The following is a 22,079-nucleotide window of genomic DNA, read 5'->3' as shown; positions in this document are numbered from 1 at the left end:
AAGGCTGGTTCCGATAGGCATGATGCTGGCGCTCGTCGCGGGCTGTGGGGACCCGTCGCCGCAGGTCGCGCAGGCCGATGCCAGCCCTGCCAAGCCCGCAGCCATGGTGGCTACCCCCGCGCCCGTCGCGCCGCAGCCCGAACCGGTGGTCAGTCCGACCCCCAAAGCCGGTCCCGTGGTCACCGTCCGCGCCCAACCCGCGCCCTGGCATTCGCTTGACCTGCCCCCGTCCGACGTCGCCGCCAGCGCAGACCCTTTCCCGCGCGAAGTGACCCAGTTCATGGTCGCGCGCGACAGTTGTGACCATTTCCGGGGCGAGGAACCCTATGACGCGGAACGCCGCGCCTATATCGAGGAAAATGTCGCGGAACTGTGCCACGGGTCCGACGCGACCCTGGCCATGCTCCGCCGCCGCTACGCCACCGACCCCGCCGTCACCGCCGCGCTGCACAGCTATGAGGACCGCATCGAGGGGCGGGAGGAAGAGTAGCTCTAAATCCTCCCCTGCAAGGGGATCATGGCGAAACTCGATAAACCTATAAGGCTTCGTCATTCCCGCGCAGGCGGGAATCCATCTCCCGCCTTATCGCCGTGATTTCAGGTTCGGAGATGGATCCCCGCCTGCGCGGGGATGACGTAAAAATCTATGAACAGGGAATTTCGCAACGATCCCCTTCAAGGGGAGGATGCATATTACAACAACCCCTCCACCTGATGGGCCAGATCAATGTCCCGTTGCGACAGCCCGCCCGCATCATGGGTGGTCAGAACCATGTCCACCCGGTTATACACATTGCTCCACTCAGGATGATGGTCCGCTTTCTCCGCGACTATCGCCACCCGCGTCATGAAGCCGAACGCCGCGACGAAATCGGGGAAGGTAAAGCGGCGCGATATGCCGTCCGGGTCGGCTACAACCGTCCATTCGGGCAGCTTAGCCAGCGCCAGCGCGCGCGCCTCATCGCTCAGCTTCTCGATCATGTCCCTATCCTCTGAAAATAGTTTCGCCTATGTGGCAGCCATGTCGCACAACGGTCAACCGCCCCGCTTCGCTCCCACCGCGCAGGATATTGAGGCGCTGGCGCTCGAAGCACTCGCGCGCCTTCCCGCCCCTTTCACCGACCATCTCCACAATGTCGTCCTGTTCGTGGAGGAATTTGCCGACGCGCAGACCTTAAAAGACATGGAGATTGACGACCCGTTCGGCCTAACCGGCCTCTACACTGGTCGCCCCGTCGGGCAGGAGGCGCAGACAGGGGACGCGCCGCCCACCGTCCATTTGTTCCGCCGCCCTTTGCTCGACGAATGGGTGGAGACGGGCGTGCCGCTGGATGCGCTGATCACCCATGTCGTCGTCCATGAAATCGGCCATCATTTCGGCCTGTCCGACCTCGACATGCATGTGCTGGAGGATATGGTCGCGCCATGAACGGGGCGGGGCTGCATCTGTCCGATGTCGCCTGCCTGCGCGGCGGCCGGATGCTGTTCCGGGGCGTCAACCTGACAATGAATGCGGGCGCCAGCGCATTGCTGACCGGCCCCAATGGCGTCGGCAAGTCCAGCCTGTTGCGCCTATGCGCCGGGTTGCTCCCCGCCTTTTCCGGTACGATCGAGCGCACTGGCGCGGTCGCGCTGGCCGATGAGCGGCTGGCGCTCGACAGCGAATTGCCGCTCGCCCGCGCGCTCGATTTCTGGGCGCGACTGGACGACAGTGCGGACGGCGCGGTCGCAGCAGCGCTCGATGCGATGGCACTTACCCCGCTCACCGATGTGCCGGTGCGGATGCTCTCGACCGGGCAGCGCAAGCGGGCGATGCTGGCGCGGGTGATCGCCAGCGGCGCGCCGATCTGGCTGCTGGACGAGCCGGGCAATGGGCTTGATACCGCCTCGCTGGTATTGCTGGGCGCGGCCGTTTCCGCGCATCTGGCGGGCGGCGGCATCGTTGTGACCGCGTCGCACCAGCCGCTGCCGCTCGGCACGCCGGTCATCCTGTCGCTTTCCGACCATCTGCCCGATCCAGCGGAGTGGGACGCATGAGGATGCTCTGGCTGCTCGCCTCGCGCGATCTGGGTGCGGCCTGGCGATCATCAGGCCTGTGGCTGCCGGTCGCCTTCCTGCTGCTGGTCGCCAGCCTCTATCCCTTCGCGGTCGGGCCGGACCTCAGCCTGCTGCGCCGTACCGGTGGCGGCATGCTGTGGATCGCCGCGCTGCTCGCCAGCCTGTTGCCGGTCGACCGGCTGATCGCGCCGGATCGGGACGCGGGCGTGCTGGACCAGATGGCGCTGCGCGGCATAAGCGATGAAATGGTCGTGCTGGCCCGGCTGATCGCCCATTGGCTGGGCTTTGGCCCGCCGCTGATGATCGCCACCCTGCCCGCCGCCGCGCTGCTGAAGCTGGATGGCGACACGATATGGATGCTGGAGGCGGGCCTGCTGGTCGGCACCCCGGCGCTGGCGGCGCTCGGCCTGCTGGTTGCAACGCTGACCGCAGGCCTGCGGTCGAGCGGCGCGCTGGCGGGGTTACTGGCTTTGCCGCTGGCGGTGCCGCTGCTGATCTTTGGCGCAGGCACGCTGGGCGATGGCAGCGGCGCAGCGCTCAAATTTCTCGCCGCCGCCTCGCTGTTGCTGGTCGCAATCACGCCTTTTGCCGGTGGCGCGGCGATACGGGCAGGGCGGGAGTAACACGAAGGTCGCGCTGGCCCACCCCCAGCCCCTCCCGCCTGCGGGAGGGGAGCCAAGAGCCGCACCTCCCTATCCCTTCCGCCACTCGACATCGCGTTGCGCCTGCGCCAAAGCCGCGGCCATGCTTGCTTTTGCCGCCTCCGCCCTGTTCGTCCTGATCTGGTCCACCGGCTTCATCGTCGCCCGCGCAGTAGTGCCGCATGGTGCGCCCGAACTGGTGCTGGCGATACGCCTCTCGCTAGTCGCGCTGCTGCTGTGCTGCGCGGCGCTGTTTGCGCGACAAGGCTTCCCGCGCGGGCGCAGGCTGGCCCTGCATCTGGTCGCCGGCGCGATGCTGCATGGCGTCTATCTGACGGTCAGCTGGTGGGCGGTCAGCCGAGGGATGCCCGCAGGCGTGATGGCGCTGCTAGGGTCGCTCCAGCCGCTGATGGTCGCTGTCGCCAGCGTCGTCCTGCTAGGCGACCGGCTGCCGCGCCGCACCTGGGCGGGGCTGGCCATCGCGATCATGGGCGTCACCTGCGTCCTGCTGCCTGCCATCGCCCGCACCGGCACCGGCTCGATCACGGTCGTGCTCGCCATAGCGGGCATCGTCGCGATCATCGCCATGACCGGCGGCACGCTGATCCAGCGCGGGGGACTCGCGGGCGATCCGATCCTGGTGTCGGGCGGCGTCCAGAATATCGGCGGCGCACTGGTCGCGATCGCCGCGACGCTGATCGTGGGCGAATGGCGCTGGGACAATGATCCTCTGCTGTGGGCGGCGCTCGGCTGGTCGGTGCTTGTCCTGTCAGCTGCTGGTCTCAGCCTGCTCGTCTGGCTGGTGCGGCATCAGGGGCCGACCGCCATGTCGATGCTGCTGCTGCTCGTGCCGCCGCTGGCCGCGATCGAGGCCTGGCTGCTCTTTGGCGAACGGCTTGGCCCGATACAGCTGATCGGCTTTGCGCTGGCGCTGGGCGGCGTATTGCTCGGTCGATCGGCCCCGGCGAAAAAAGCCGACCTGACCGAACCGGCCTAACCCTCCCGCAACCTTTCATGGTGGCGGATCACCTCATCAATGATGAAGCGCAGGAATTTTTCGGTGAAATCCGGGTCCAGATTGGCGTCGAGCGCCAGCTGGCGTAGCCGCGCGACCTGCCGCTCCTCGCGCCCCGGATCGGCGGGGGGCAGCGCGTGGGTCGCCTTATATTCGCCCACTGCCTGGGTTATCTTGAACCGCTCGGCCAGCATGAACACCAGCGCCGCGTCGATATTGTCGATGCTCTCGCGATAGCGCTGCAATGTGTCGGTCACGTCCGTCCTCCGCTCAGTCGGCGCGCTTTTTGCGCCATATGGCCTTTCAGGCAAGCTATTCCCGCTTGCCATCTGCATTTTGCCCCGCCAAGGGACGCAGGTCATGACAGCACCCGCCCCCGGTAACGTCCACCCCATCGGCCGCGCCAAGAGCGCGCCGTCGCTGGCCCCCATCATGAACCTGGTCGCCGACGGCATGAACCAGGTCAATGCCGTGATTCTGGACCGGATGCAGTCGCGCATCCCGCTGATCCCCGAACTGGCCGGCCATCTGATCGCGGGCGGGGGCAAGAGGCTGCGGCCGATGCTGACATTGGCCTGCGCCGATCTGGTCGGTTATGCCGGGTCGCGCCATTACAAGCTGGCCGCCGCGGTCGAATTCATCCACACCGCCACGCTGCTGCACGACGATGTCGTCGATGGATCCGGCCTGCGCCGGGGCCGCAAGACCGCCAACATCATCTGGGGCAACAGCGCCAGCGTGCTGGTGGGTGACTTCCTCTTCTCCCGCTCGTTTGAGCTGATGGTCGAGGCCGAGTCGCTCAAAGTCCTCAAAATCCTGGCGAATGCGTCGGCTGTCATCGCGGAGGGCGAAGTCAACCAGCTGACCGCTCAGCGCAAGATCGACACCAGCGAGGACCAGTATCTCGACATTATCGGTGCCAAGACCGCTGCGCTGTTCGCCGCCGCCTGCCGAATCTCCGCCGTGGTCGCCGACCGGGACGAGCGGGAAGAACAGGCGCTCGACGTCTATGGCCGCAACCTCGGCATCGCCTTCCAGCTGATCGACGACGCGATCGACTATGAATCGGACGGCGCGACCATGGGCAAGGATGCGGGCGACGATTTCCGTGATGGCAAGGTGACGCTGCCCGTCATCCTCGCCTATGCCCGTGGCAGTGATGAGGATCGCGCCTTCTGGAAGGCCGCGATTGCCGGCCACAAGATTGGCGACGACGATCTGGCCCACGCCACTGCCCTGCTGCGCCGCACCGGCGCGATCGCCGACACGCTCGCCCGCGCCCGCCACTACGGCCAGCGCGCAATCGACGCGCTCGGCATGTTCGATAATGGCAAGGCCAAGGCCGCGCTCACTGAAGCGGTCGAATTCGCGACGATCCGCGCTTATTGAGGATTTGGGTCTGCGTTTCGTCTGACCAATAAACGCCGTTCACCCTAAGCTCGTCGAAGGGTCGTTCTTAGAAAGTACAAGGCTTCGACAGGCTCAGCCCGAACGGGATGAGATGGCGGGCCAAAGCACCCATGATCCTGACCCCCGAAACCCTCGCCTTCCTGATGGCCGCCGCATTGATGGCGGGCTGTATCGACGCGATGGCGGGCGGGGGTGGCCTGATCACCCTGCCAGCGCTGATGGCCGCGGGCATCCCGCCGGTGCAGGCGGTCGCGACCAACAAGTTGCAAAGCTGTTTCGGCACCTTCGGCGCCTGCCTCGCCTATGCCCGGCGCGGGCATATGGACCTGAAAACCTACAAGGGGCCGGTGATCGCCGCCTTTATCGGATCGGTCGGTGGCGCCTGGCTGCTTCAACGGGTCGATCCGTCGATCCTGGCCGGGCTGATGCCTGCCCTGCTCATCACCATCGCCGCCTATTTCACTTTCTCGCCCAAGCTGGGCGAGGCCGACCGGCACGCGCGCGTCGGCATTGCTGCGCTAAGCGGCCTGATCGGCGTCATCGGCTTTTACGACGGCTTTTTCGGTCCCGGTGCCGGCGCTTTCTACACGACCATCTTCCTGGCGCTCGGCGGCCTCTCCATCCTGCGCGCCACTGCCCAGACCAAGGCCGCCAATTTCGCCAGCAATGTCGCGGGCCTGCTCACCATGGTCGCGGGCGGCCATGTGCTGTGGGTCGCGGGTCTCACCATGGCAATCGGCAGCGTCATTGGCGGGCAGGTCGGATCGCACCTTGCCATGCGGTTCGGCTCCCGGCTGATCAAGCCGCTGCTGATCATCATGTCGCTGGCGCTGACCGCCAAGATGCTGATCGACCCGAAAAATCCGATCCACATCTATCTGTTCGGCTGATCGTCCGGCTGGAGCAGCCCAGCCACCCGGCGGCGCAATTCTTCGACCGCGAAGGGCTTGGTCAGCACTTCCATGCCATGTTCGATATGGCCGTGGTTCAGCACCGCATTTTCGGCATAGCCGGTCACGAACAATATCCGCAGGTCGGGCCGCAGCGCCCGCGCGGCATCCGCCACCTGCCGCCCGTTCAGCCCGCCCGGCAGGCCAACATCGGTGACCAGCAGGTCCACCCGCGTCCGCGATTCCAGGATTTTAAGGCCCGACGGACCGTCGCCCGCCTCGACGCAGGCATAGCCCAGATCGGTCAGGGCATCGACCATCAACATGCGGACCGATGGTTCGTCGTCGATAACCAGTACGGTTTCGCCCGCTTCCGCCTCGACTGTGGCGTCCGGGGCGACGGGTGCCTCTTCATCCTCCTCACCGCGATGGCGGGGCAGATAGACGCATACCATCGTTCCCTGCCCTATCTCGGAATAGATGCGGACATGGCCGTGGCTCTGCCGGGCAAAACCATAGACCATCGACAGGCCAAGCCCGGTCCCCTGCCCCATCGGCTTGGTGGTGAAGAAGGGATCGAACACCCGGTCCAGGATCGCCTTGTCGATGCCGGTCCCGGTATCGCTGACGCACACCGTCACATATTGGCCGGGCGTCAGCCCATGGTCGCGCGCAGTGCGATCGTCCAGCCAGCGATTGGCGGTCTCGATCGTGATCTTGCCCCCGTCCGGCATGGCGTCGCGCGCATTGATGCACAGGTTGAGCAGCGCATTTTCCAGCTGGTTGGCATCGACCAGCGCAGGCCACAGCCCGCCCGCCGCGATCGTCTGCACCTCGATCTGCGGTCCGACGGTGCGGCGTACCAGTTCGGTAAAATCGGTGAACAGCCGGTTGATGACGGTCGGCTTCGGGGTCAGCGTCTGGCGGCGGGAGAAGGCGAGCAGGCGATGGGTTAACGCAGCGGCGCGGCGGGTCGCGCCCTGCCCGGCGGCCAGATAGCGTTCGACATCCGCCGTGCGCCCTTCGGCCAGCCGCAGCCCGATCATCTCGAACGCGCCGGAAATGCCGGCCAGCAAATTGTTGAAATCATGCGCAAGGCCGCCGGTCAGCTGGCCCACTGCCTCCATCTTCTGCGCCTGTCGCAGGGCGGCTTCAGCCTCCTCCTGCTCGGCCAGCGCCTGCGCAATCCGCGCCTCCAGCGTTTCGTTGAGTTGGCGGAGTTCGTTTTCGATGCGGATGCGGTCGGTCACATCCTTGAACAGGACCGCGACCTGCTTGTCCTCGAACGCGCCAACGCGGAAGGAGGAGATGTCGAGATAGCGGCCGGTCGCGACCAGTTCGCGCTGGAAGCGGATCGGTTCGCCCGTGTGCAATACGCGGCCATAAAGCTCGACCCAGCCATCGGCCTCGTCCGGCACCATTTCACGCAATTTCTGGCCAACAACATTGGGGATGCCGGCATTGCGTTCATAGGCGGCATTCGCCTCGATATGGATGTAGTCGCTTAACGGTCCGTGCGGTCCATCGAAAAATTCGATGATGCAAAAGCCTTCGTCCATCGTTTCAAACAGCGTGCGATAGCGTTCCGCATCTTCTGTAAATGCCGACATACCCCGATTGTCCCCCTGATCTTCCATTTGGTGGCGCAGGGGTTGGAATGCCTGCCTGCCGCGCGAACGCCTGGAATGGCGATTCTTTCCCATGGCCGTGCATTTTTCGTTCCGCTTGCGGTTTGGCGGGATTGGCGCGAGAGGGAAGGCGATGACCGCCCTGCCCATCCACGCCGTCCTGCCGGACCTGCTTGCCGCGCTGCGCACCGGCAGCAACGCCGTGCTGGTCGCGCCGCCTGGGGCTGGCAAGACGACAGCGGTCGCGCCCGCCCTGCTGGACGAGCCATGGTGCAGCGGTCAGATATTGCTGCTCTCCCCCCGTCGCCTTGCCGCGCGCGCCGCTGCCGAGCGGATTGCCGAAATGCTGGGTGAGCAGCCGGGCGGCACGGTCGGCTATGCCACCCGGATGGACAGCAAGATGTCCGCGCGCACCCGGCTGCTGGTCCTGACCGAGGGCATATTCGTGCGGCGGATTCAGGACGACCCGGAACTTGCCGGGGTGTCGGCAGTGCTGTTCGACGAAGTCCATGAGCGCAGCCTGGACAGCGACTTCGGCCTCGCCCTAGCACTCGACGCGCAGGAGGGATTGCGCCCCGACCTGCGCATCGTGCCGATGTCGGCAACGCTGGATGGAGCGCGCTTCGCCGCCTTGCTGGGCGACGCGCCGGTGATTGAGAGCGAAGGCCGCATCCAGCCGCTCGAACTGCGCCATATCGGTCGCAATGCCGAACGCAGAATCGAGGATGAGATGGCCGCCGCCATCCGCCGCGCCATCAGCGAGGAAGCAGAGGGCGACCTGCTCGCCTTCCTGCCTGGCGTGCGCGAGATTGAGCGGACGGCGGAACGGATCGAAGGCGGTCCCTATGAGGTCCATCTGCTCCACGGATCGCTCGACCCGGCGGCCCAGCGCGCCGCGATCAGGCCATCGCGGTCGGGCGCGCGCAAGATCATATTGGCGACCAGCATTGCCGAAACCAGTCTGACGATCGACGGGGTGCGGATCGTGGTCGATAGCGGGCTGGCGCGGCGCCCCCGCTATGATCGGGCGGCGGGCGTCACCCGGCTGGTCACCGAACGCGCCAGTCAGGCTTCGGCGACCCAGCGCGCGGGCCGGGCCGCCCGCCAGCGGCCCGGCGTCGCCTATCGCCTGTGGGAGGCAGCCGCCAGCGCGGGAATGCCACCCTTCGATCCACCGGAGATTTTGGAAAGCGACCTCTCCAGCCTGCTGCTCGACTGCGCTTTGTGGGGGGTGAGCGATCCGGCGACGCTGCGCTGGCTGGACCCGCCGCCCGCTGCGGCGGTGGCGGAGGCGCGCACCCGGCTGACGGCGCTGGAGGCGCTGGATAGCGACGGGCGCATCACCCCGCATGGCAAGGCGCTGGCCAAACTGCCGCTCAGCCCCCGCATCGCCCATATGCTGGTGCGGGCGGGCGAAATGGGTCTGGCCCAGACCGCCGCCGAAATCGCCGTGCTGCTGGGTGAGCGCGGCATTGGCGGGCAGGACACCGACCTCACCCTGCGCCTGCAACGCTGGCGGCGCGAAAGCGGCAAACGCGCGGACGCAGGCCGCACGCTGGCGAAACGGTGGGCGAGACTGGTGGCGACGCCCGACCGTCTTGCTCCCCTCCCGCTTGCGGGAGGGGTCGGGGGAGGGTCTGTAACAGCTAATCTAGCGACACGCCCTCCCCTAGCCCCTCCCGCAAGCGGGAGGGGGACAGTCAGCGCTACGGAAGCGACCGGCCTCTGCCTCGCCCTCGCCTTCCCCGATCGCGTATCCAAGCGCCGCTCCGCCGATGGCGCGGACTGGGCGAGCGTGGGCGGGCGCGGCTTCCGGCTTGACCCCCTCTCACCCCTAGCGCGCGAAGAATGGCTGGCCGTGGGCGAGGTGCAGGGCAGCGCGGCGGGCGCACGCATATTGTCCGCCGCGCCGATCAGCGAAGCCGACGTGCTGGCGCTGTTCCCCGACCGGATCATGACCAGCCGCACCGTCCGCTTCCGACCCGCCAATGGCGGGATAGAGGCGCTGCGGGAACGGCGGCTGGGCGCGGTGCGCCTGTCGTCCGGCTCCGACGACCGGCCCGATCCGGCGGCAGTGGTCGCGGCGCTGCTGGACGGGGTACGGCAGGGCGGACTGGACCTGCTCCCCTGGTCGGAGGCCGCCCAATCGCTGCGGATGCGCGCCGATTTCGCCGGGGTCGAGGCGCTGTCCGACGCAGCATTGATGGCCAGCCTCGACGACTGGCTCCCGCCTTTGCTGGCGGGCAAGCGCCGCCTGTCCGACATAGACCGGTCGCAACTGTCGGGCGTGCTGGACGGGCTGATCGGCTGGGATGGCAAGCAGCAGGTGGACCGGCTCGCCCCGCCCGATTTCCGATCCCCCGCAGGCAGTAGCCACGCGATCGACTATATGGCCGATGGCGGCCCGCGCGTCGAATTGCGGGTGCAGGCGCTCTATGGCCTGGCCGAGCATCCGACCGTTGGCAGCGCGCGCATCCCGCTCATCCTCTCGCTCACCTCGCCCGCTGGCCGCCCGATCCAGACGACGCGCGACCTGCCCGGCTTCTGGGCGGGCAACTGGCGCGATGTCGCCAAGGAAATGCGCGGCCGCTATCCCCGTCATCCCTGGCCCGACGATCCGACCGCCGCGCCGCCCACGCTGCGCACCAAGCGCGCCGATGCCCGCACCCGCTCTTGACTTCACGCCGGACGCTGGTGCAACGCAGCATGACGATTTACCGGAGTCTTTCGCGATGAGCGCGCGCATTTACCAGATCCAGAAGAACGCCCTGCAATCGGGCAAGGCGCTGACCCATAAATGGGTGCTGGAATATGTGCCTGCCGAAGCCAAGCAGGCCGATCCCCTGACCGGCTGGGCTGGCTCTGGCGACACGCAGCAGCAGCTCAAGCTCAGCTTCCCCTCGCAGGAGGCCGCCATTGCCTATGCGCAAAAGCAGGGCGTGGCCTATACCGTCATCGCGACCCCGCCCAAGACGCTGAAATTGCAGGCCTACGCCGACAATTTCCGGTAAAGGCGCAAAAGCACCGCGCAAATTCGGGCGCGATGCTGCCCGATTGCCGCCTTATTCCCTTGCCATAGGGCAGGCCGAGGCGGCAAAAGCCGTGCTTTACGGAAAGACAGAAGCAAAAGATGACGGATCGCACCGAAATTTTCGACAGCGTCACTGCGCAGGTTGCCCCCTTCAACAAAAAGGGCGTCGCGCTGACCGAAACCACCACCTTTGCAGGCGATCTGGAATGGGACAGCCTGACCGTGATGGATTTCGTCGCTGCGATCGAGGATGAATTCGATATCCTGATCACCATGAACATGCAGGCCGAGATCGAGACGATCGGCCAGCTGGTGGATGCCGTCGCGAAGCTGAAGGCCGCCTGAGATTGTCGTCACCCCGGACTTGATCCGGGGTCCAGTGCGCCAGGCACTCCGCATGGAGCCCTGGATGCCGGATCAGGTCCGGCATGACGAATTGGGAAAGACAGAAGAGATATGACCGACACCGCCATCGCCGCCGAAACCCGCGACCTATTGTCCAAATTCGATCCCCTGATCGCCGAGCGTCAGGCGCTGCTGGACACGGGTGTGCGCGATCCCTTCTCGATCGTGATGGATCAGGTGCTCTCGCCAACCCGCGCGATCATCAAGGGCAAGGAAACGATCCTGCTCGGCACCTATAATTATATGGGCATGACCTTCGACCCCGATGTGGTGGCGGCGGGCAAGAAGGCGCTGGACGAATTTGGCGCTGGCACCACCGGCAGCCGCGTCCTCAACGGCACCTATCAGGGCCATCGCGAAGTCGAGGATGCGCTCAAGGAATTTTACGGCACATCGTCGGCCATGGTCTTTTCGACCGGCTATCAGGCCAATCTGGGCGTGATTTCAACGCTGGCCGGGCGCGGCGACTATGTCGTGCTGGACGCCGACAGCCATGCCTCCATCTATGATGGCTGCTTCCTGGGTGACGCGGAAATCGTCCGCTTCCGCCACAATAGCGTCGAGGATCTGGACAAGCGCCTTGGCCGCCTGCCCGCCGACGCGCTCAAGCTGGTCGTGCTGGAAGGCGTCTATTCGATGCTGGGCGACATCGCTCCCCTGCCCGATATGGTGGCGGCGGTGCGCAAGCATCAGAATTGCATGATCCTGGTCGATGAAGCCCATGGCATGGGCTTTTTCGGTCCCAATGGTCGCGGCGTCTATGAGGAGCAGGGCGTCGAGAAGGACGTCGACTTCGTCGTCGGCACCTTCTCCAAATCGGTCGGCACGGTCGGCGGCTTCTGCGTCTCCAACCATCCCAAGTTCGAAATCATGCGCCTGGTCTGCCGACCCTATGTGTTCACCGCCTCGCTGCCGCCCAGCGTGGTCGCGACCGCCGCGACCAGCATCCGCAAGCTGATGCACGCAGGCGAAAAGCGCGCCCATCTGTGGAAGAACAGCCGTCGCCTGCATCAGGGACTGACCGATCTTGGCTTCACCTTGGGGACCAAGACGCCGCAATCGGCGATCATCGCGGTGATCCTGACCGATCAGGCCCAGGCGGTTGCGATCTGGCAGACGCTGCTGGAACTGGGCCTCTACGTCAACATGGCCCGCCCGCCCGCGACCCCGGCCGGCACCTTCCTGCTGCGTTGCTCGCTCTGCGCGGACCATAGCGACGAACAGGTCGAACAGATTATCGGCATGTTCGAGGTCGCAGGCAAAGCGACCGGCGCAATCGCCTGACCCGGTGCGCCATTGATCGCGATCGTTTCGCTGCTATCCTTATTCGGCTAGTGTGACGAGTGATGGCGGACAGCGACACCATGGACGATCATGAAAGGGGCTGGCGCGTGGCGATACGACGCCTGTTGCCGTTCCTGCTCGGCATTCTGCTGGTCGGGTCGCTCGGCGCCTTGCTCTATAGTGCCAGCAACGCGTCGCGCGAACATCAGCAGGCGCTGGCCGAACAACAGCGCAGTTTCGAGATTATTGCCCTCGCCCGCGCGTTCGAGGCCCAGACCGCGCGCGCCGAAGTGACGCTGGCCCGCTATGTCATCGGGCTGAACCCGGATACGGGCCGCCTGTTTCAGGACCAGTGGCGCACCGCTGGCGCGCAGTTGAAGGCGTTGGGCTATGCGACGCGCGGCACCGGCTGGCAGCGCGGTAATGTCGAGGCATTGCAACATGCCTATATGGCGCGCGGCAAGACGCTCAACGAAATCGGGCTGCGCACCACCTATGACCAGAAAATGGCCGCGCTGGGCCGCTTTCATGAGGCCGGGACATCGCGCGACCTCAAACGCATCACCGCTTTGCTCGACCGGGTGATCCAGGCGGAAAATCTGCGCCTGCGCGAACGCAGCCTGGCGGTGACGCTGGCGGGAGATCGCACCGAATGGATGGGGCAGACATCGCGCCTGCTGGGGCTGGCGATGCTGGTGTGCGTGTTGTTCGCCGCCTGGTTCGCCCATGTCGCCTATAGCGACCGCCGCAACGCCCGGCGGCTGGCGGAGGCGGAGGCCGAGCGCGCCGACCGGCTGGACCTTGCGGTGCGCACGCGGACGGCTGAACTGACCGACGCCTATGAACGGCTGAAACAGGAATCGATCGAACGCGAGGCGGCGGAGGAAAATCTGCGCCAGATGCACAAGATGGACGCAGTGGGTCAGCTGACCGGTGGCATCGCCCATGATTTCAACAATATGCTGGCCGTTGTTGTCGGCGGACTGGAACTGGCCAAGCGCAATATCCGCTTGAAGCCGACAGAAGCATCCCGCCATCTCGACAATGCGATGGAGGGGGCCAACCGCGCCTCCGCCCTCACCCGTCGCCTGCTCGCCTTTGCCCGGTCCGAACCTCTGCTGCCCAGCGCGGTCGATCCCGACGCGCTGGTGTCGGGCATGGCGGACCTGATCGACCGCACCATCGGCGACCAGATTATCGTGGCCCTCGCACCCAAGGCACAGGGCTGGCGCATCTTCGTCGATCAGCATCAGATGGAAAATGCGATCCTGAACCTGTGCGTCAATGCGCGCGACGCGATGGACGGGCGCGGGCGGCTGACCATCGGCACCGGCCAGGCGGTGCTGGCCGCGGGCGAAGTGGGCGATTGCGTGGCGGGCGATTATGTCGTGCTGACCGTCGCCGACGATGGCTGCGGCATGAGCGCGGAAGTGCTGGCCCGCGTGTTCGAACCTTTCTTCACCACCAAGCCGGTCGGCAAGGGCACCGGCCTTGGCCTCAGCCAGATTTTCGGCTTCGTGCGCCAGTGCGAGGGCGAAATCCGCATCGAATCCGAACCCGACAAAGGCACCAGCGTCCATATCTATCTGCCCCGCCGCATGGGCAGCGCGGCGGACGATGCGGTCGATACGGCATCACCCGCGCGCGTCGCAACGCTCCATCCGCCCACGCGCATATTGGTGGTGGAGGATGATCCGCGTGTGCTGAACCAGACGATCGCGGCGCTGGCGGAGCTGGGCCACCTGCCCATCGCCTGCGATCATCCGTCCAAGGCCGCCAAGCTGCTGGCCAACAACAGCGACATTGGCCTGATCATGAGCGACGTGCTGATGCCCGACCTCACCGGCCCGGAAATGATCCGCGCGCTGCCCGCCCAATATCGCCATCTGCCGGTGCTGTTCGTGACCGGCTATGCCGGGGACGCGACCGCCAGCGCCGATTTTGTCGGCCATGAAGTGCTGCGCAAACCCTATACGCTGATGGCGCTGGCCAATGCGCTGTCGACCGCGCTTAGCGGATCGACCCAGAGCGGAACAGTCGCGGCAGCAGAGTGAGCGCGCCCAGCAGCGGCCAGCGCCTTTGCCAGGGCTTGATGACGATCGCGGTTCCGGCGTGGCGATTGATCTTCCATGCCAGATAGTCGATCCCGCCCGCATAGGTGAAGCTCGCCTTGGCCAGCCGCACCACCGACAGCCACTTGCCGCGCCGCTGGAGTTGATGCCAGCGCCGGGCGGCCTGATCGGGCGACGGCGGCAGGCCGTCGGCCAGCGCCGCCTCACCGAAACGGCGATAGCGATCCGGGTCAGCATCCACGATCGAGAGCGACCGCCCCTTGCGCTCGGCGCGTAATTCGGCCCCATAGGTGAGGGTGAAGCCCTGCTTCCACAAGGACAGGGCGTCCTGACCCTGCGCCATTGGCCGGGCCAGCGACAGCAAAGTCGGCGCAGCCTGCGCCACGGCAGCAATGGCGAGTTTCCGCGCGCTATCATCCGCGACCCAAAGCAGCCGCGACGGCTGCGCAAAGCGCGCCCAGACCGACACATTATCTGCCGCCGGACTGCACAGCCGGGCAAAGTCAGCCTCCGACAGCACCGCATATTTGGCGATCAGCCCCTGATGCTCGAACGGAAAGACATTGGGCGGGATCAGCGCATTGGCCCGCGCCAGCCAGCTTTTGCCATAAGCGGCGCGATAGTCCGACACGATCAGGTAGAAATCGAGCATCAGCCCGTCGAGATTGGCCTCCCGCAGGCACGAGCCGTAAAATAGCACCGCCCGCGCCGCCTCTGGATATTTCGCCGCCAGCGCACCCGCCATCGCCGCCGCGCGCGCATCGGCGGGGGTAGCAAGTTCGGCGGTGACGAGGGGGAGGAGTTGGCTGGACATTGCGCTCCCCTTATCTGTTCGGCCCGAACTTGTCGAAGGCCGGTTCTTGCTCGCTGGACAATAAAGCGCTTCGACAGGCTCAGCGCGAACGGATTTCAGAAGTCCGCTCGCCTGAAAATCACTGACAGATTGTTCGCCGCCATCTCGACCAGCCGGTCAAAGCGCAACCCTTGGCGCTCCGCCGCCGCCACGACATCCTCCAGCCGCCGCACGCCCCAGCGCGGGTCGCGCGCCTTGAGCGAGGCATCAAACGCCAGATTGCTGGGCGCGGTCTCCACATCGTCGCGGATGTAGGGACCATAGAGATAGAGCAGACCGCCGGTCGGCAATGCCCGCCCTGCCCCGCGCAGCAATCCCAAAGTCGCGTCCCACGGACTGATATGCACCATGTTGATGCACAATATCGCATCGGCCCGGTCGATCGGCCAGTCACCCGCCGCGTCGAGCAGGATCGGAGCGCGCACATTCGGCAACCCCGCCTCCGCCCGCCACGCCGCGATCGAAGCCAAAGCGGCGGGATCGGGATCGCTGGGTTGCCACTCAAGCGCGGGCAGCGCGGCGGCAAAGTGGATCGCATGTTCGCCACTGCCGCTCGCTACTTCCAGCACCAGCTCGGCGGGCGGCAATGCGTCGCGCAGGACGGTCAGGATGGCGTCCCGGTTCCGCAGCGTCGCGGGGGCGTGGCGTTTCTGCGCCTCGCCGCCCGCTTCGCCCGGAACCCAGAGCGTCATTCCGCCGCCTGTGCGAGCGTCGGCGCTTCCCAGGTCAGCACCGGCTTGCGCGCCGCCAGTGTTTCATCCAGGCGACGGCGCGGCGCATGATAGGGCGCGCCCTTCAAGGCCTCATCCCCCGCCTTGGCCCGATGCGCCAGGCTGCGCAGCGCCATGATGAACTGGTCGAGCGCGGCCTTGCTTTCGGTCTCGGTCGGTTCAACCAGCATCGCACCATGCACGACCAGCGGGAAATACATGGTCATCGGGTGAAAACCCTCGTCGATCAGCCCCTTGGCAATGTCGAGCGTGGTGAAGCCGTCGGCCAGCCCCCTATCGCTGAACAAGGCTTCATGCATACAGGGACCGCTGTCGCCGAACGGCGCGTCCAGCACATCGTCCAAGCTGCGCAGGATATAATTGGCGTTCAGCACCGCATCCTCTGCCACCTGCCGCAGCCCGTCCGCGCCATGGCTCATGATATAGGCCAAAGCGCGGGTGAACATGCCCATCTGGCCATGGAAAGCCACCATGCGGCCGAACGTCCCGGCATGATGATCCTGCGCCGATTCCTCCTCGATCAGGACGAATGTGTCGCCCTGCTTCTCCACGAAGGGCAGCGGCGCATAAGGCGCGAGCGCTGCCGACAGCACGACCGGGCCGGAACCGGGACCGCCGCCGCCATGGGGGGTGGAGAAGGTCTTGTGCAGATTGATGTGCATTGCATCGACGCCCAGATCGCCGGGGCGTACCCGGCCTACAATGGCGTTGAAATTCGCGCCGTCGCAATAGACGAAGGCCCCCGCCGCATGGACCGCGTCGGAAATGGTCTTGAGGTCGCGCTCGAACAGGCCGCACGTATTGGGGTTGGTGATCATCACCGCCGCCACATCCGGTCCCAGCCGCGCAGTTAACGCCGCCAGATCGACCCGGCCTTCGGGGGTCGCGGGAATATCCTCGACCTTATAGCCGCAAAAAGCCGCTGTGGCGGGATTGGTGCCATGCGCACTTTCAGGCACCAGCACGACGCTGCGTGCGTCACCGCGCGCTTCGAGCGCCGCACGGATCGCCAGCAGGCCGCACAATTCCCCATGCGCCCCAGCCTTGGGCGACATCGCGACGCTATGCATCCCGGTCAGCGTCACCAGCCACTCCGCCAGTTCATGGATCACCGCCAACGCGCCCTGCACCGTCGATTGCGGGGCAAGGGGGTGCAGATCGGCAAAACCGGGCATCCGCGCGACCTTTTCATTGAGGCGCGGATTATGCTTCATCGTGCAGCTGCCGAGCGGAAAGAGGCCGAGGTCGATGGCGTAATTCTGGCGGCTAAGGCGCGTATAGTGCCGCACCGTTTCCTGTTCCGACAGGCCCGGCAGGCCGATCGCCCGGCGCTCTAGCCCGGCAAGGCGGCTGGCCACCTTGGGCGCGGGCGCGAAATCGACGCCGGTAGTGTCGGTCGATCCAATCTCGAAGATCAGCGCCTCTTCCAGCATCAGCGCACGGTTGCCGGTGACGGTGGCCGGGGCCATATGCGCGTCTGCAACGGCGACAGGCGCGGTGGGGCGGCCTTCCTTAAGCATGGTCATGCCAGTTCCTCCTCCAGCGCTTGGGCCAGTGTTTCGATATCCTCCGCCGTGACCGTCTCGGTCACCGCGACGACCAGACCGTTGCCCACGGACGTGTGTTGCGGGAACAGGCGACCCAGCGACACGCCCGCCAGCACGCCCTTGTCGGCCAAGCTACGCACGACCTCACGCGCGTCCTTGGTCAGGACCAGCGTGAATTCGTTGAAGAAGCTGTCGTTGAGCAAAGTCACGCCCGGCACCCGCGCCAATCGATCGGCGGCCTGCACCGCCAACCCATGATTGAGCGCCGCCAATTCGCGCAGCCCCTTTTCCCCCAACAGGGTCATGTGAATACTGAACGCCAGCGCGCAAAGCCCTGAATTGGTGCAGATATTCGACGTCGCCTTCTCGCGGCGGATATGCTGTTCGCGGGTGGAGAGCGTCAGCACGAAACCGCGCTTGCCCGCCGCGTCCACCGTCTCGCCGCACAGGCGACCGGGCATCTGGCGGACATATTTCTGCTTGCACGCGAAGAGGCCGAGATAAGGCCCGCCAAATTGCAGGCCGACGCCGATCGACTGGCCCTCACCCACCACAATGTCCGCGCCCATCTCGCCCGGCGGGATCAGCGCCCCCAGCGCCACCGGCTCGGTCACCACCGCGACCAGCAACGCACCGGCGGCATGGGCCGCCTCGGCTAGCGGGGTCAGGTCGGCGATACGGCCCAATATGTCGGGATATTGGACGACGACGCAGCTTGTGTCCTTGTCGATCCCCGCGATCAGCGCCTCGATATCAGCGTCGGCGCTCAACGTCGGCGCGTCATGGACCAACTGGTCGCCGGTGAACTTCGCCATCGTGTTGGCGACCGACACATAATGGGGGTGCAGGCCCGACGACAATATCGCCTTGCTCCGCTTGGTGATCCGCCGTGCCATGCCGATCGCTTCCCAACAGGCGGTCGACCCGTCATACATGGATGCGTTCGCCACATCACAGCCCAGCAGGCGCGCGACCTGCGTCTGGAACTCGAACAACACCTGCAACGTCCCCTGCGCGATTTCCGGCTGATAGGGGGTGTAGGCGGTCAGAAACTCGCCGCGCTGGATCAGATGATCGACGCTGGCCGGGACATGATGCTTATAGGCACCCGCACCCAGGAAGAAGGGCGCTTCCCCCGCCGACAGATTTTGCCGCGCGAGCTTGCTCATATGGCGTTCGACCGCCAGTTCGCTGGCATGATCGGGCAGGCCCGCGATCTTGGCCGAAAGCCGGGCCTCGGCGGGAACATCGACAAACAGATCATCGATCGACGCCGCGCCGATGACGGACAGCATCTGCTGCCGGTCGGTGTCGGTCAGGGGTAGGTAGCGCATGTCCAATACTCCCCCCTCGCCCCTTCATCCCCCCTCCCGCTTGCGGGGGGGGTGGGGGAGGGCATGTGACGGAGAGGCGCGACACGCCCTCCCCTGACCCCTCCCGCAAGCGAGAGGGGAACTAAAGATTAAAGCGCGGCCACAAACTTCTTGTAGGCCGCCTCGGTCATCAGCCCTTCCAGCTCGGACGGGTCGGTCATGCGCAGCTTGAAGAACCAGCCATCTTCCTCGGCATCGCTGTTGACCAGCGCGGGTTCATCCTCCAGCGCGCCATTGGCCTCGATCACTTCGCCCGAAATCGGCGCATAGACGTCCGACGCGGCCTTGACCGATTCGACCACGGCGGCGTCGTCGCCCTTGTCGAACGTCGTGCCTTCGGCGGGCAGTTCGACGAACACGATGTCGCCCAGCTGCTCCTGCGCATAATCGGTGATGCCGACCGTGGCGATCTCGCCCTCGACGTCGATCCATTCATGTTCGTCGGTGAAATAACGGCTCATGGATAGTCTCCCCGGAATGATTTGCGTGAGAATCAGGCCTTGCGGCGGTAACGGTGCGGCACGAACGGCATGGGCGCAACCACAGCGGCGATGCGCTTGCCGCGCACCTCAATCTCCAGCGCGGTGCCGATGGCGCTATGGGGCAGGCTGACCCAGCCCATCGCGATCGGCGCGCCGACGCTGGGCGCGAACCCGCCGGAGGTGACATCGCCGACCTGCACATCGCCGAGATAAATCTGTGCGCCCTCGCGCGCAGGCAACCGACCCTCGATCGTCAGGCCCACCCGCTTTGCGCCCGGACCGTCTGCCAGTTCCTTCATCACCCGGCCATGGCCGATAAAGCCGCCCTCCTCGCGACGGCGCTTCTGGATCGCAAAGCCCAGATCCGCGCCGATCGTGCTGACCGCGGGCGTCAGGTCATGGCCATAGAGCGGCAAGCCCGCCTCCAGCCGCAGCGAATCGCGCGCGCCAAGGCCGATCGGCTTGACCTGGGGCAGCGCGCACAAGGCATCCGCAAAGGCGACGGCGGCGTCCGCAGGCAAGCTGATTTCAAACCCGTCCTCGCCGGTATAGCCCGACCGGCTGATCCACAGCGGCACCCCATTCCAGTCGAACGCGCCGCACTGCATGAAGACGAGGTCAGTAGTCCCCGGCACCAGCACCGCCATCGCCTCGCCCGCTTCCGGTCCCTGCAACGCCAGCAGCGCTTGATCGGCCATATGGTTCATGATGACGTCGTCGGGGAGATGCTCGATCATCCAGCCAATATCGTCATATTTGGTCGCGCCGTTGACGACCACATAGATCGCCGCATCATCGAACGCGCCGTCTGCGGGACGGGACACCATCAGGTCGTCGAGGATGCCGCCATCCTGATCCAGCAGCATCGAATAGCGCTGACGACCGGGCTTCAACCCCTTTATATCGCTGGGCAGCAGCAGTTCCAGCGCATCGTCCACGCCCTCACCTGTGAAGGTCAACTGCCCCATATGACTGACGTCGAACAGGCCCGCATGTTCGCGGGTCCAGCCATGTTCGGCCATGATGCCATCATATTGGATCGGCATATGATAACCGGCAAAACCGACCATCCGCGCGCCGCGCGCGCGATGCCAGGCGTCGAGCGGCAAGGCCTCCAGCGGCAGAGCGTCTTCCAGCGTAGCGATGGTATCATTGGCGGTCATAGGACGGCCTTTCCGTGAGAGGGCGCAGCGACGATCAACCCGGCCCGCAAGGGACCGCCCTGTTCGTCACCCCCTCTGTCACGGGAACCTGAGAGCTTTGACCGTCCTGGTGCAGGAAACGGCTTACCCCTTCGGTGGGACAGGTTTCCCCGTCCGCTTTCCAGAGTGTCTGCGCGCGATGCGGTCCTTTGGCCTGAGAGATTCCGGGGCGGTTGCTCCTTCGGCGACGGGCCTGGCCTGAAAGACCGCCCATGCTCTCCCGCATCGTGCCCGGTGCCGAATCCTCAGCGCCGGAGACATGTGTTGCATTGCGTCAAACGCACCGGCGCGTCAATCCGCCAGCGCCCCGAATATCTCCACATGGCGCTTTTCGGCGTAGCGGTCGGTCATGCCCGCAATGAAATCGGCTATGTGGCGGCTGCGATCGGGTTCTTGCAGGACGCACTCGTCGCGCCATTCGTCCGGCATCAGCGCGGGATCTGCCTGATAGGCGGCGAACAGGTCGGTGACGATCACCCGCGCCCGGTCGGCAGCGGCCAGCTGTTCGGGATGATGATAAAGGCTGGCATACATGAAACGCTTGAGGTCGCGCTCCTGCGCCGCCAGTTCCGGCGAGAAGGCGACCAGCGTGTGGCCTAGCGCACGGACATCCTCCACCGTCTGCACCCCCGACTCCGCGATATTGGCGCGGGTCGCGGCGATCAGGTCATTGGCCATCACGCCAATCTGCTCGCGCACCAGTTCGCGCAGCAGCCGGTCCTGCGCGACATCGGGATAGCGGCTGCGCACCCGGTCCCAGCAGCGCGCCACGAACGGCACCTCCAGCAACTGCTCCAGCGACAGCAGCCCGGCACGCAGGCCATCGTCAATATCGTGATTGTCATAGGCGATATCGTCCGAAATCGCCGCCAGCTGCGCCTCCAGCGAGGCATGGCTGGTCAGGTCGAGCGACAACAGCCCATCCAGTTCACGCATTGCCCAGCCGGGATTGGCGATCGGCCCATTATGCTTGGCCAGCCCCTCCAGCATTTCCCAGCTCAGGTTCAGCCCGCGAAAGCGTGGATAGGGACTGTCGAGCAGCATCAGCGTGCGCAGTGTATGGGCGTTATGATCAAAGCCGCCATGCGCCTCCATCGCCGCCTCCAGCGCATCCTCGCCCGCATGGCCGAACGGTGGATGGCCGATATCATGGGCCAGGCACAAAGCCTCGGTCAGATCCTCGTTCAGCCCCAGCGTGCGCGCGGTGGTGCGGCCAATCTGCGCGACTTCCAGACTATGGGTCAGGCGGACGCGGAAATGATCGCCGTCGGGCGAGATGAACACCTGCGTCTTGTGGCGCAGGCGGCGGAACGCGATCGAATGGATGATGCGATCGCGGTCGCGCTGGAACATGTCACGCGGGCCGCGCACCTCCCCGCCCTCTTCGGGGTGGAGGCGGCCACGGCTGGCGGCGGGGTGGCAGGCATAGGAAGCAAGGATCGTCATGAGACGCTCCT

Annotated in this window: 22 protein-coding genes and 1 riboswitch; of the genes, 12 read left to right on the top strand and 10 right to left on the bottom strand. The window is 65.6% G+C overall.

Features of this window, described 5'->3' with window-relative positions; genetic code table 11:
- Positions 1 to 19 precede the first annotated feature (19 nt).
- Entirely contained in the window at positions 20 to 490 is a 471-nt protein-coding gene (locus tag Q0D44_RS00365) for a hypothetical protein (RefSeq protein WP_294130723.1), read from the top strand.
- Positions 491 to 693: 203 nt separating this feature from the next.
- Here Q0D44_RS00365 and Q0D44_RS00360 read toward each other — a convergent pair whose 3' ends face one another.
- A complete protein-coding gene (locus tag Q0D44_RS00360) occupies positions 694 to 981 on the bottom strand; it encodes a 4a-hydroxytetrahydrobiopterin dehydratase (protein ID WP_294130721.1) in 288 nt (95 codons plus the stop codon).
- Positions 982 to 1,021: 40 nt separating this feature from the next.
- On the opposite strand from Q0D44_RS00360, the gene Q0D44_RS00355 reads away from it, so the two are divergent.
- From Q0D44_RS00355 to Q0D44_RS00340, 4 genes are all read left to right on the top strand, one after another.
- Positions 1,022 to 1,429 carry a metallopeptidase family protein gene (locus tag Q0D44_RS00355; protein WP_294130719.1) on the top strand — a complete coding sequence of 136 codons (408 nt, stop codon included), beginning with the start codon at positions 1,022 to 1,024 and terminating at the stop codon, positions 1,427 to 1,429.
- The gene (ccmA, locus tag Q0D44_RS00350) at positions 1,426 to 2,037 is read left to right on the top strand and encodes a heme ABC exporter ATP-binding protein CcmA (RefSeq protein WP_294130717.1); all 612 of its coding nucleotides are present in this window, start codon (positions 1,426 to 1,428) and stop codon (positions 2,035 to 2,037) included. Before Q0D44_RS00355 ends, ccmA begins: the two co-directional genes overlap by 4 nt.
- Positions 2,034 to 2,681 (top strand): heme exporter protein CcmB, encoded by a 648-nt coding sequence (locus Q0D44_RS00345; RefSeq protein WP_294130714.1) that lies wholly within the window; start codon positions 2,034 to 2,036, stop codon positions 2,679 to 2,681. Before ccmA ends, Q0D44_RS00345 begins: the two co-directional genes overlap by 4 nt.
- Before the next feature lie 121 nt (positions 2,682 to 2,802).
- Positions 2,803 to 3,696 (top strand): DMT family transporter, encoded by an 894-nt coding sequence (locus Q0D44_RS00340; RefSeq protein WP_294130712.1) that lies wholly within the window; start codon positions 2,803 to 2,805, stop codon positions 3,694 to 3,696.
- Here the strand turns inward: Q0D44_RS00340 and Q0D44_RS00335 are convergent.
- On the bottom strand, positions 3,693 to 3,971 hold the full coding sequence (locus tag Q0D44_RS00335) for a chorismate mutase (protein ID WP_294130710.1): 279 nt from the start codon (positions 3,969 to 3,971) through the stop codon (positions 3,693 to 3,695). The two genes, Q0D44_RS00340 and Q0D44_RS00335, sit on opposite strands and share 4 nt — an antisense overlap.
- A gap of 103 nt (positions 3,972 to 4,074) precedes the next feature.
- Between Q0D44_RS00335 and Q0D44_RS00330 the strand changes: the two genes are divergently transcribed.
- Together Q0D44_RS00330 and Q0D44_RS00325 are read left to right on the top strand one after the other, a co-directional pair.
- Positions 4,075 to 5,103: a polyprenyl synthetase family protein gene (locus Q0D44_RS00330; protein WP_119744386.1), complete on the top strand. Its 1,029-nt coding sequence runs from the start codon at positions 4,075 to 4,077 to the stop codon at positions 5,101 to 5,103.
- Positions 5,104 to 5,234: 131 nt separating this feature from the next.
- Positions 5,235 to 6,014, top strand: coding sequence for a TSUP family transporter (locus Q0D44_RS00325; RefSeq protein ID WP_294130704.1), 780 nt, complete (start codon positions 5,235 to 5,237; stop codon positions 6,012 to 6,014).
- Here the strand turns inward: Q0D44_RS00325 and Q0D44_RS00320 are convergent.
- Positions 5,999 to 7,624 carry an ATP-binding protein gene (locus tag Q0D44_RS00320; RefSeq protein ID WP_294130701.1) on the bottom strand — a complete coding sequence of 542 codons (1,626 nt, stop codon included), beginning with the start codon at positions 7,622 to 7,624 and terminating at the stop codon, positions 5,999 to 6,001. The two genes, Q0D44_RS00325 and Q0D44_RS00320, sit on opposite strands and share 16 nt — an antisense overlap.
- Before the next feature lie 151 nt (positions 7,625 to 7,775).
- Between Q0D44_RS00320 and hrpB the strand changes: the two genes are divergently transcribed.
- The 5 genes from hrpB to Q0D44_RS00295 all read left to right on the top strand — a co-directional run bounded on the left by hrpB (position 7,776) and on the right by Q0D44_RS00295 (position 14,416).
- Positions 7,776 to 10,319: an ATP-dependent helicase HrpB gene (gene hrpB / locus Q0D44_RS00315; protein ID WP_294130698.1), complete on the top strand. Its 2,544-nt coding sequence runs from the start codon at positions 7,776 to 7,778 to the stop codon at positions 10,317 to 10,319.
- 55 nt (positions 10,320 to 10,374) lie between these two features.
- Entirely contained in the window at positions 10,375 to 10,653 is a 279-nt protein-coding gene (locus Q0D44_RS00310; RefSeq protein WP_294130695.1) for an ETC complex I subunit, read from the top strand.
- A 119-nt stretch (positions 10,654 to 10,772) separates the two neighbouring features.
- Positions 10,773 to 11,018: an acyl carrier protein gene (locus tag Q0D44_RS00305; protein ID WP_119744390.1), complete on the top strand. Its 246-nt coding sequence runs from the start codon at positions 10,773 to 10,775 to the stop codon at positions 11,016 to 11,018.
- A 111-nt stretch (positions 11,019 to 11,129) separates the two neighbouring features.
- Positions 11,130 to 12,362, top strand: coding sequence for an aminotransferase class I/II-fold pyridoxal phosphate-dependent enzyme (locus tag Q0D44_RS00300; RefSeq protein WP_294130690.1), 1,233 nt, complete (start codon positions 11,130 to 11,132; stop codon positions 12,360 to 12,362).
- Positions 12,363 to 12,424: 62 nt separating this feature from the next.
- Complete coding sequence (locus tag Q0D44_RS00295; RefSeq protein WP_294130687.1) at positions 12,425 to 14,416, top strand: ATP-binding protein; 1,992 nt, start codon at positions 12,425 to 12,427, stop codon at positions 14,414 to 14,416.
- Here the strand turns inward: Q0D44_RS00295 and Q0D44_RS00290 are convergent.
- From Q0D44_RS00290 to Q0D44_RS00260, 7 genes are all read right to left on the bottom strand, one after another.
- The gene (locus Q0D44_RS00290) at positions 14,373 to 15,248 is read right to left on the bottom strand and encodes a hypothetical protein (protein ID WP_294130684.1); all 876 of its coding nucleotides are present in this window, start codon (positions 15,246 to 15,248) and stop codon (positions 14,373 to 14,375) included. The genes Q0D44_RS00295 and Q0D44_RS00290 overlap by 44 nt on opposite strands.
- Positions 15,249 to 15,343: 95 nt before the next feature.
- Entirely contained in the window at positions 15,344 to 15,979 is a 636-nt protein-coding gene (locus Q0D44_RS00285; RefSeq protein ID WP_294130681.1) for a DUF938 domain-containing protein, read from the bottom strand.
- The gene (gene gcvPB / locus Q0D44_RS00280) at positions 15,976 to 17,544 is read right to left on the bottom strand and encodes an aminomethyl-transferring glycine dehydrogenase subunit GcvPB (protein WP_294130679.1); all 1,569 of its coding nucleotides are present in this window, start codon (positions 17,542 to 17,544) and stop codon (positions 15,976 to 15,978) included. The genes Q0D44_RS00285 and gcvPB overlap by 4 nt, the downstream gene beginning before the upstream one ends.
- Complete coding sequence (gcvPA, locus tag Q0D44_RS00275) at positions 17,541 to 18,899, bottom strand: aminomethyl-transferring glycine dehydrogenase subunit GcvPA (protein ID WP_294130676.1); 1,359 nt, start codon at positions 18,897 to 18,899, stop codon at positions 17,541 to 17,543. Before gcvPA ends, gcvPB begins: the two co-directional genes overlap by 4 nt.
- Positions 18,900 to 19,027: 128 nt before the next feature.
- Entirely contained in the window at positions 19,028 to 19,399 is a 372-nt protein-coding gene (gcvH, locus tag Q0D44_RS00270) for a glycine cleavage system protein GcvH (protein WP_119744396.1), read from the bottom strand.
- 32 nt (positions 19,400 to 19,431) lie between these two features.
- On the bottom strand, positions 19,432 to 20,583 hold the full coding sequence (gcvT, locus tag Q0D44_RS00265; RefSeq protein ID WP_294130667.1) for a glycine cleavage system aminomethyltransferase GcvT: 1,152 nt from the start codon (positions 20,581 to 20,583) through the stop codon (positions 19,432 to 19,434).
- Between the two features lie 171 nt (positions 20,584 to 20,754).
- A riboswitch (glycine riboswitch) is annotated at positions 20,755 to 20,855 on the bottom strand.
- A 58-nt stretch (positions 20,856 to 20,913) separates the two neighbouring features.
- Complete coding sequence (locus tag Q0D44_RS00260) at positions 20,914 to 22,068, bottom strand: deoxyguanosinetriphosphate triphosphohydrolase (RefSeq protein ID WP_294130664.1); 1,155 nt, start codon at positions 22,066 to 22,068, stop codon at positions 20,914 to 20,916.
- Between the last annotated feature and the right edge of the window lie 11 nt (positions 22,069 to 22,079).

The organism is Sphingobium sp. (assembly GCA_023266575.1).
Lineage (GTDB): Bacteria > Pseudomonadota > Alphaproteobacteria > Sphingomonadales > Sphingomonadaceae > Sphingobium.
Note: the sequence above shows the minus strand (reverse complement) of the source record. Positions and strands in the feature narration are given on the sequence as shown.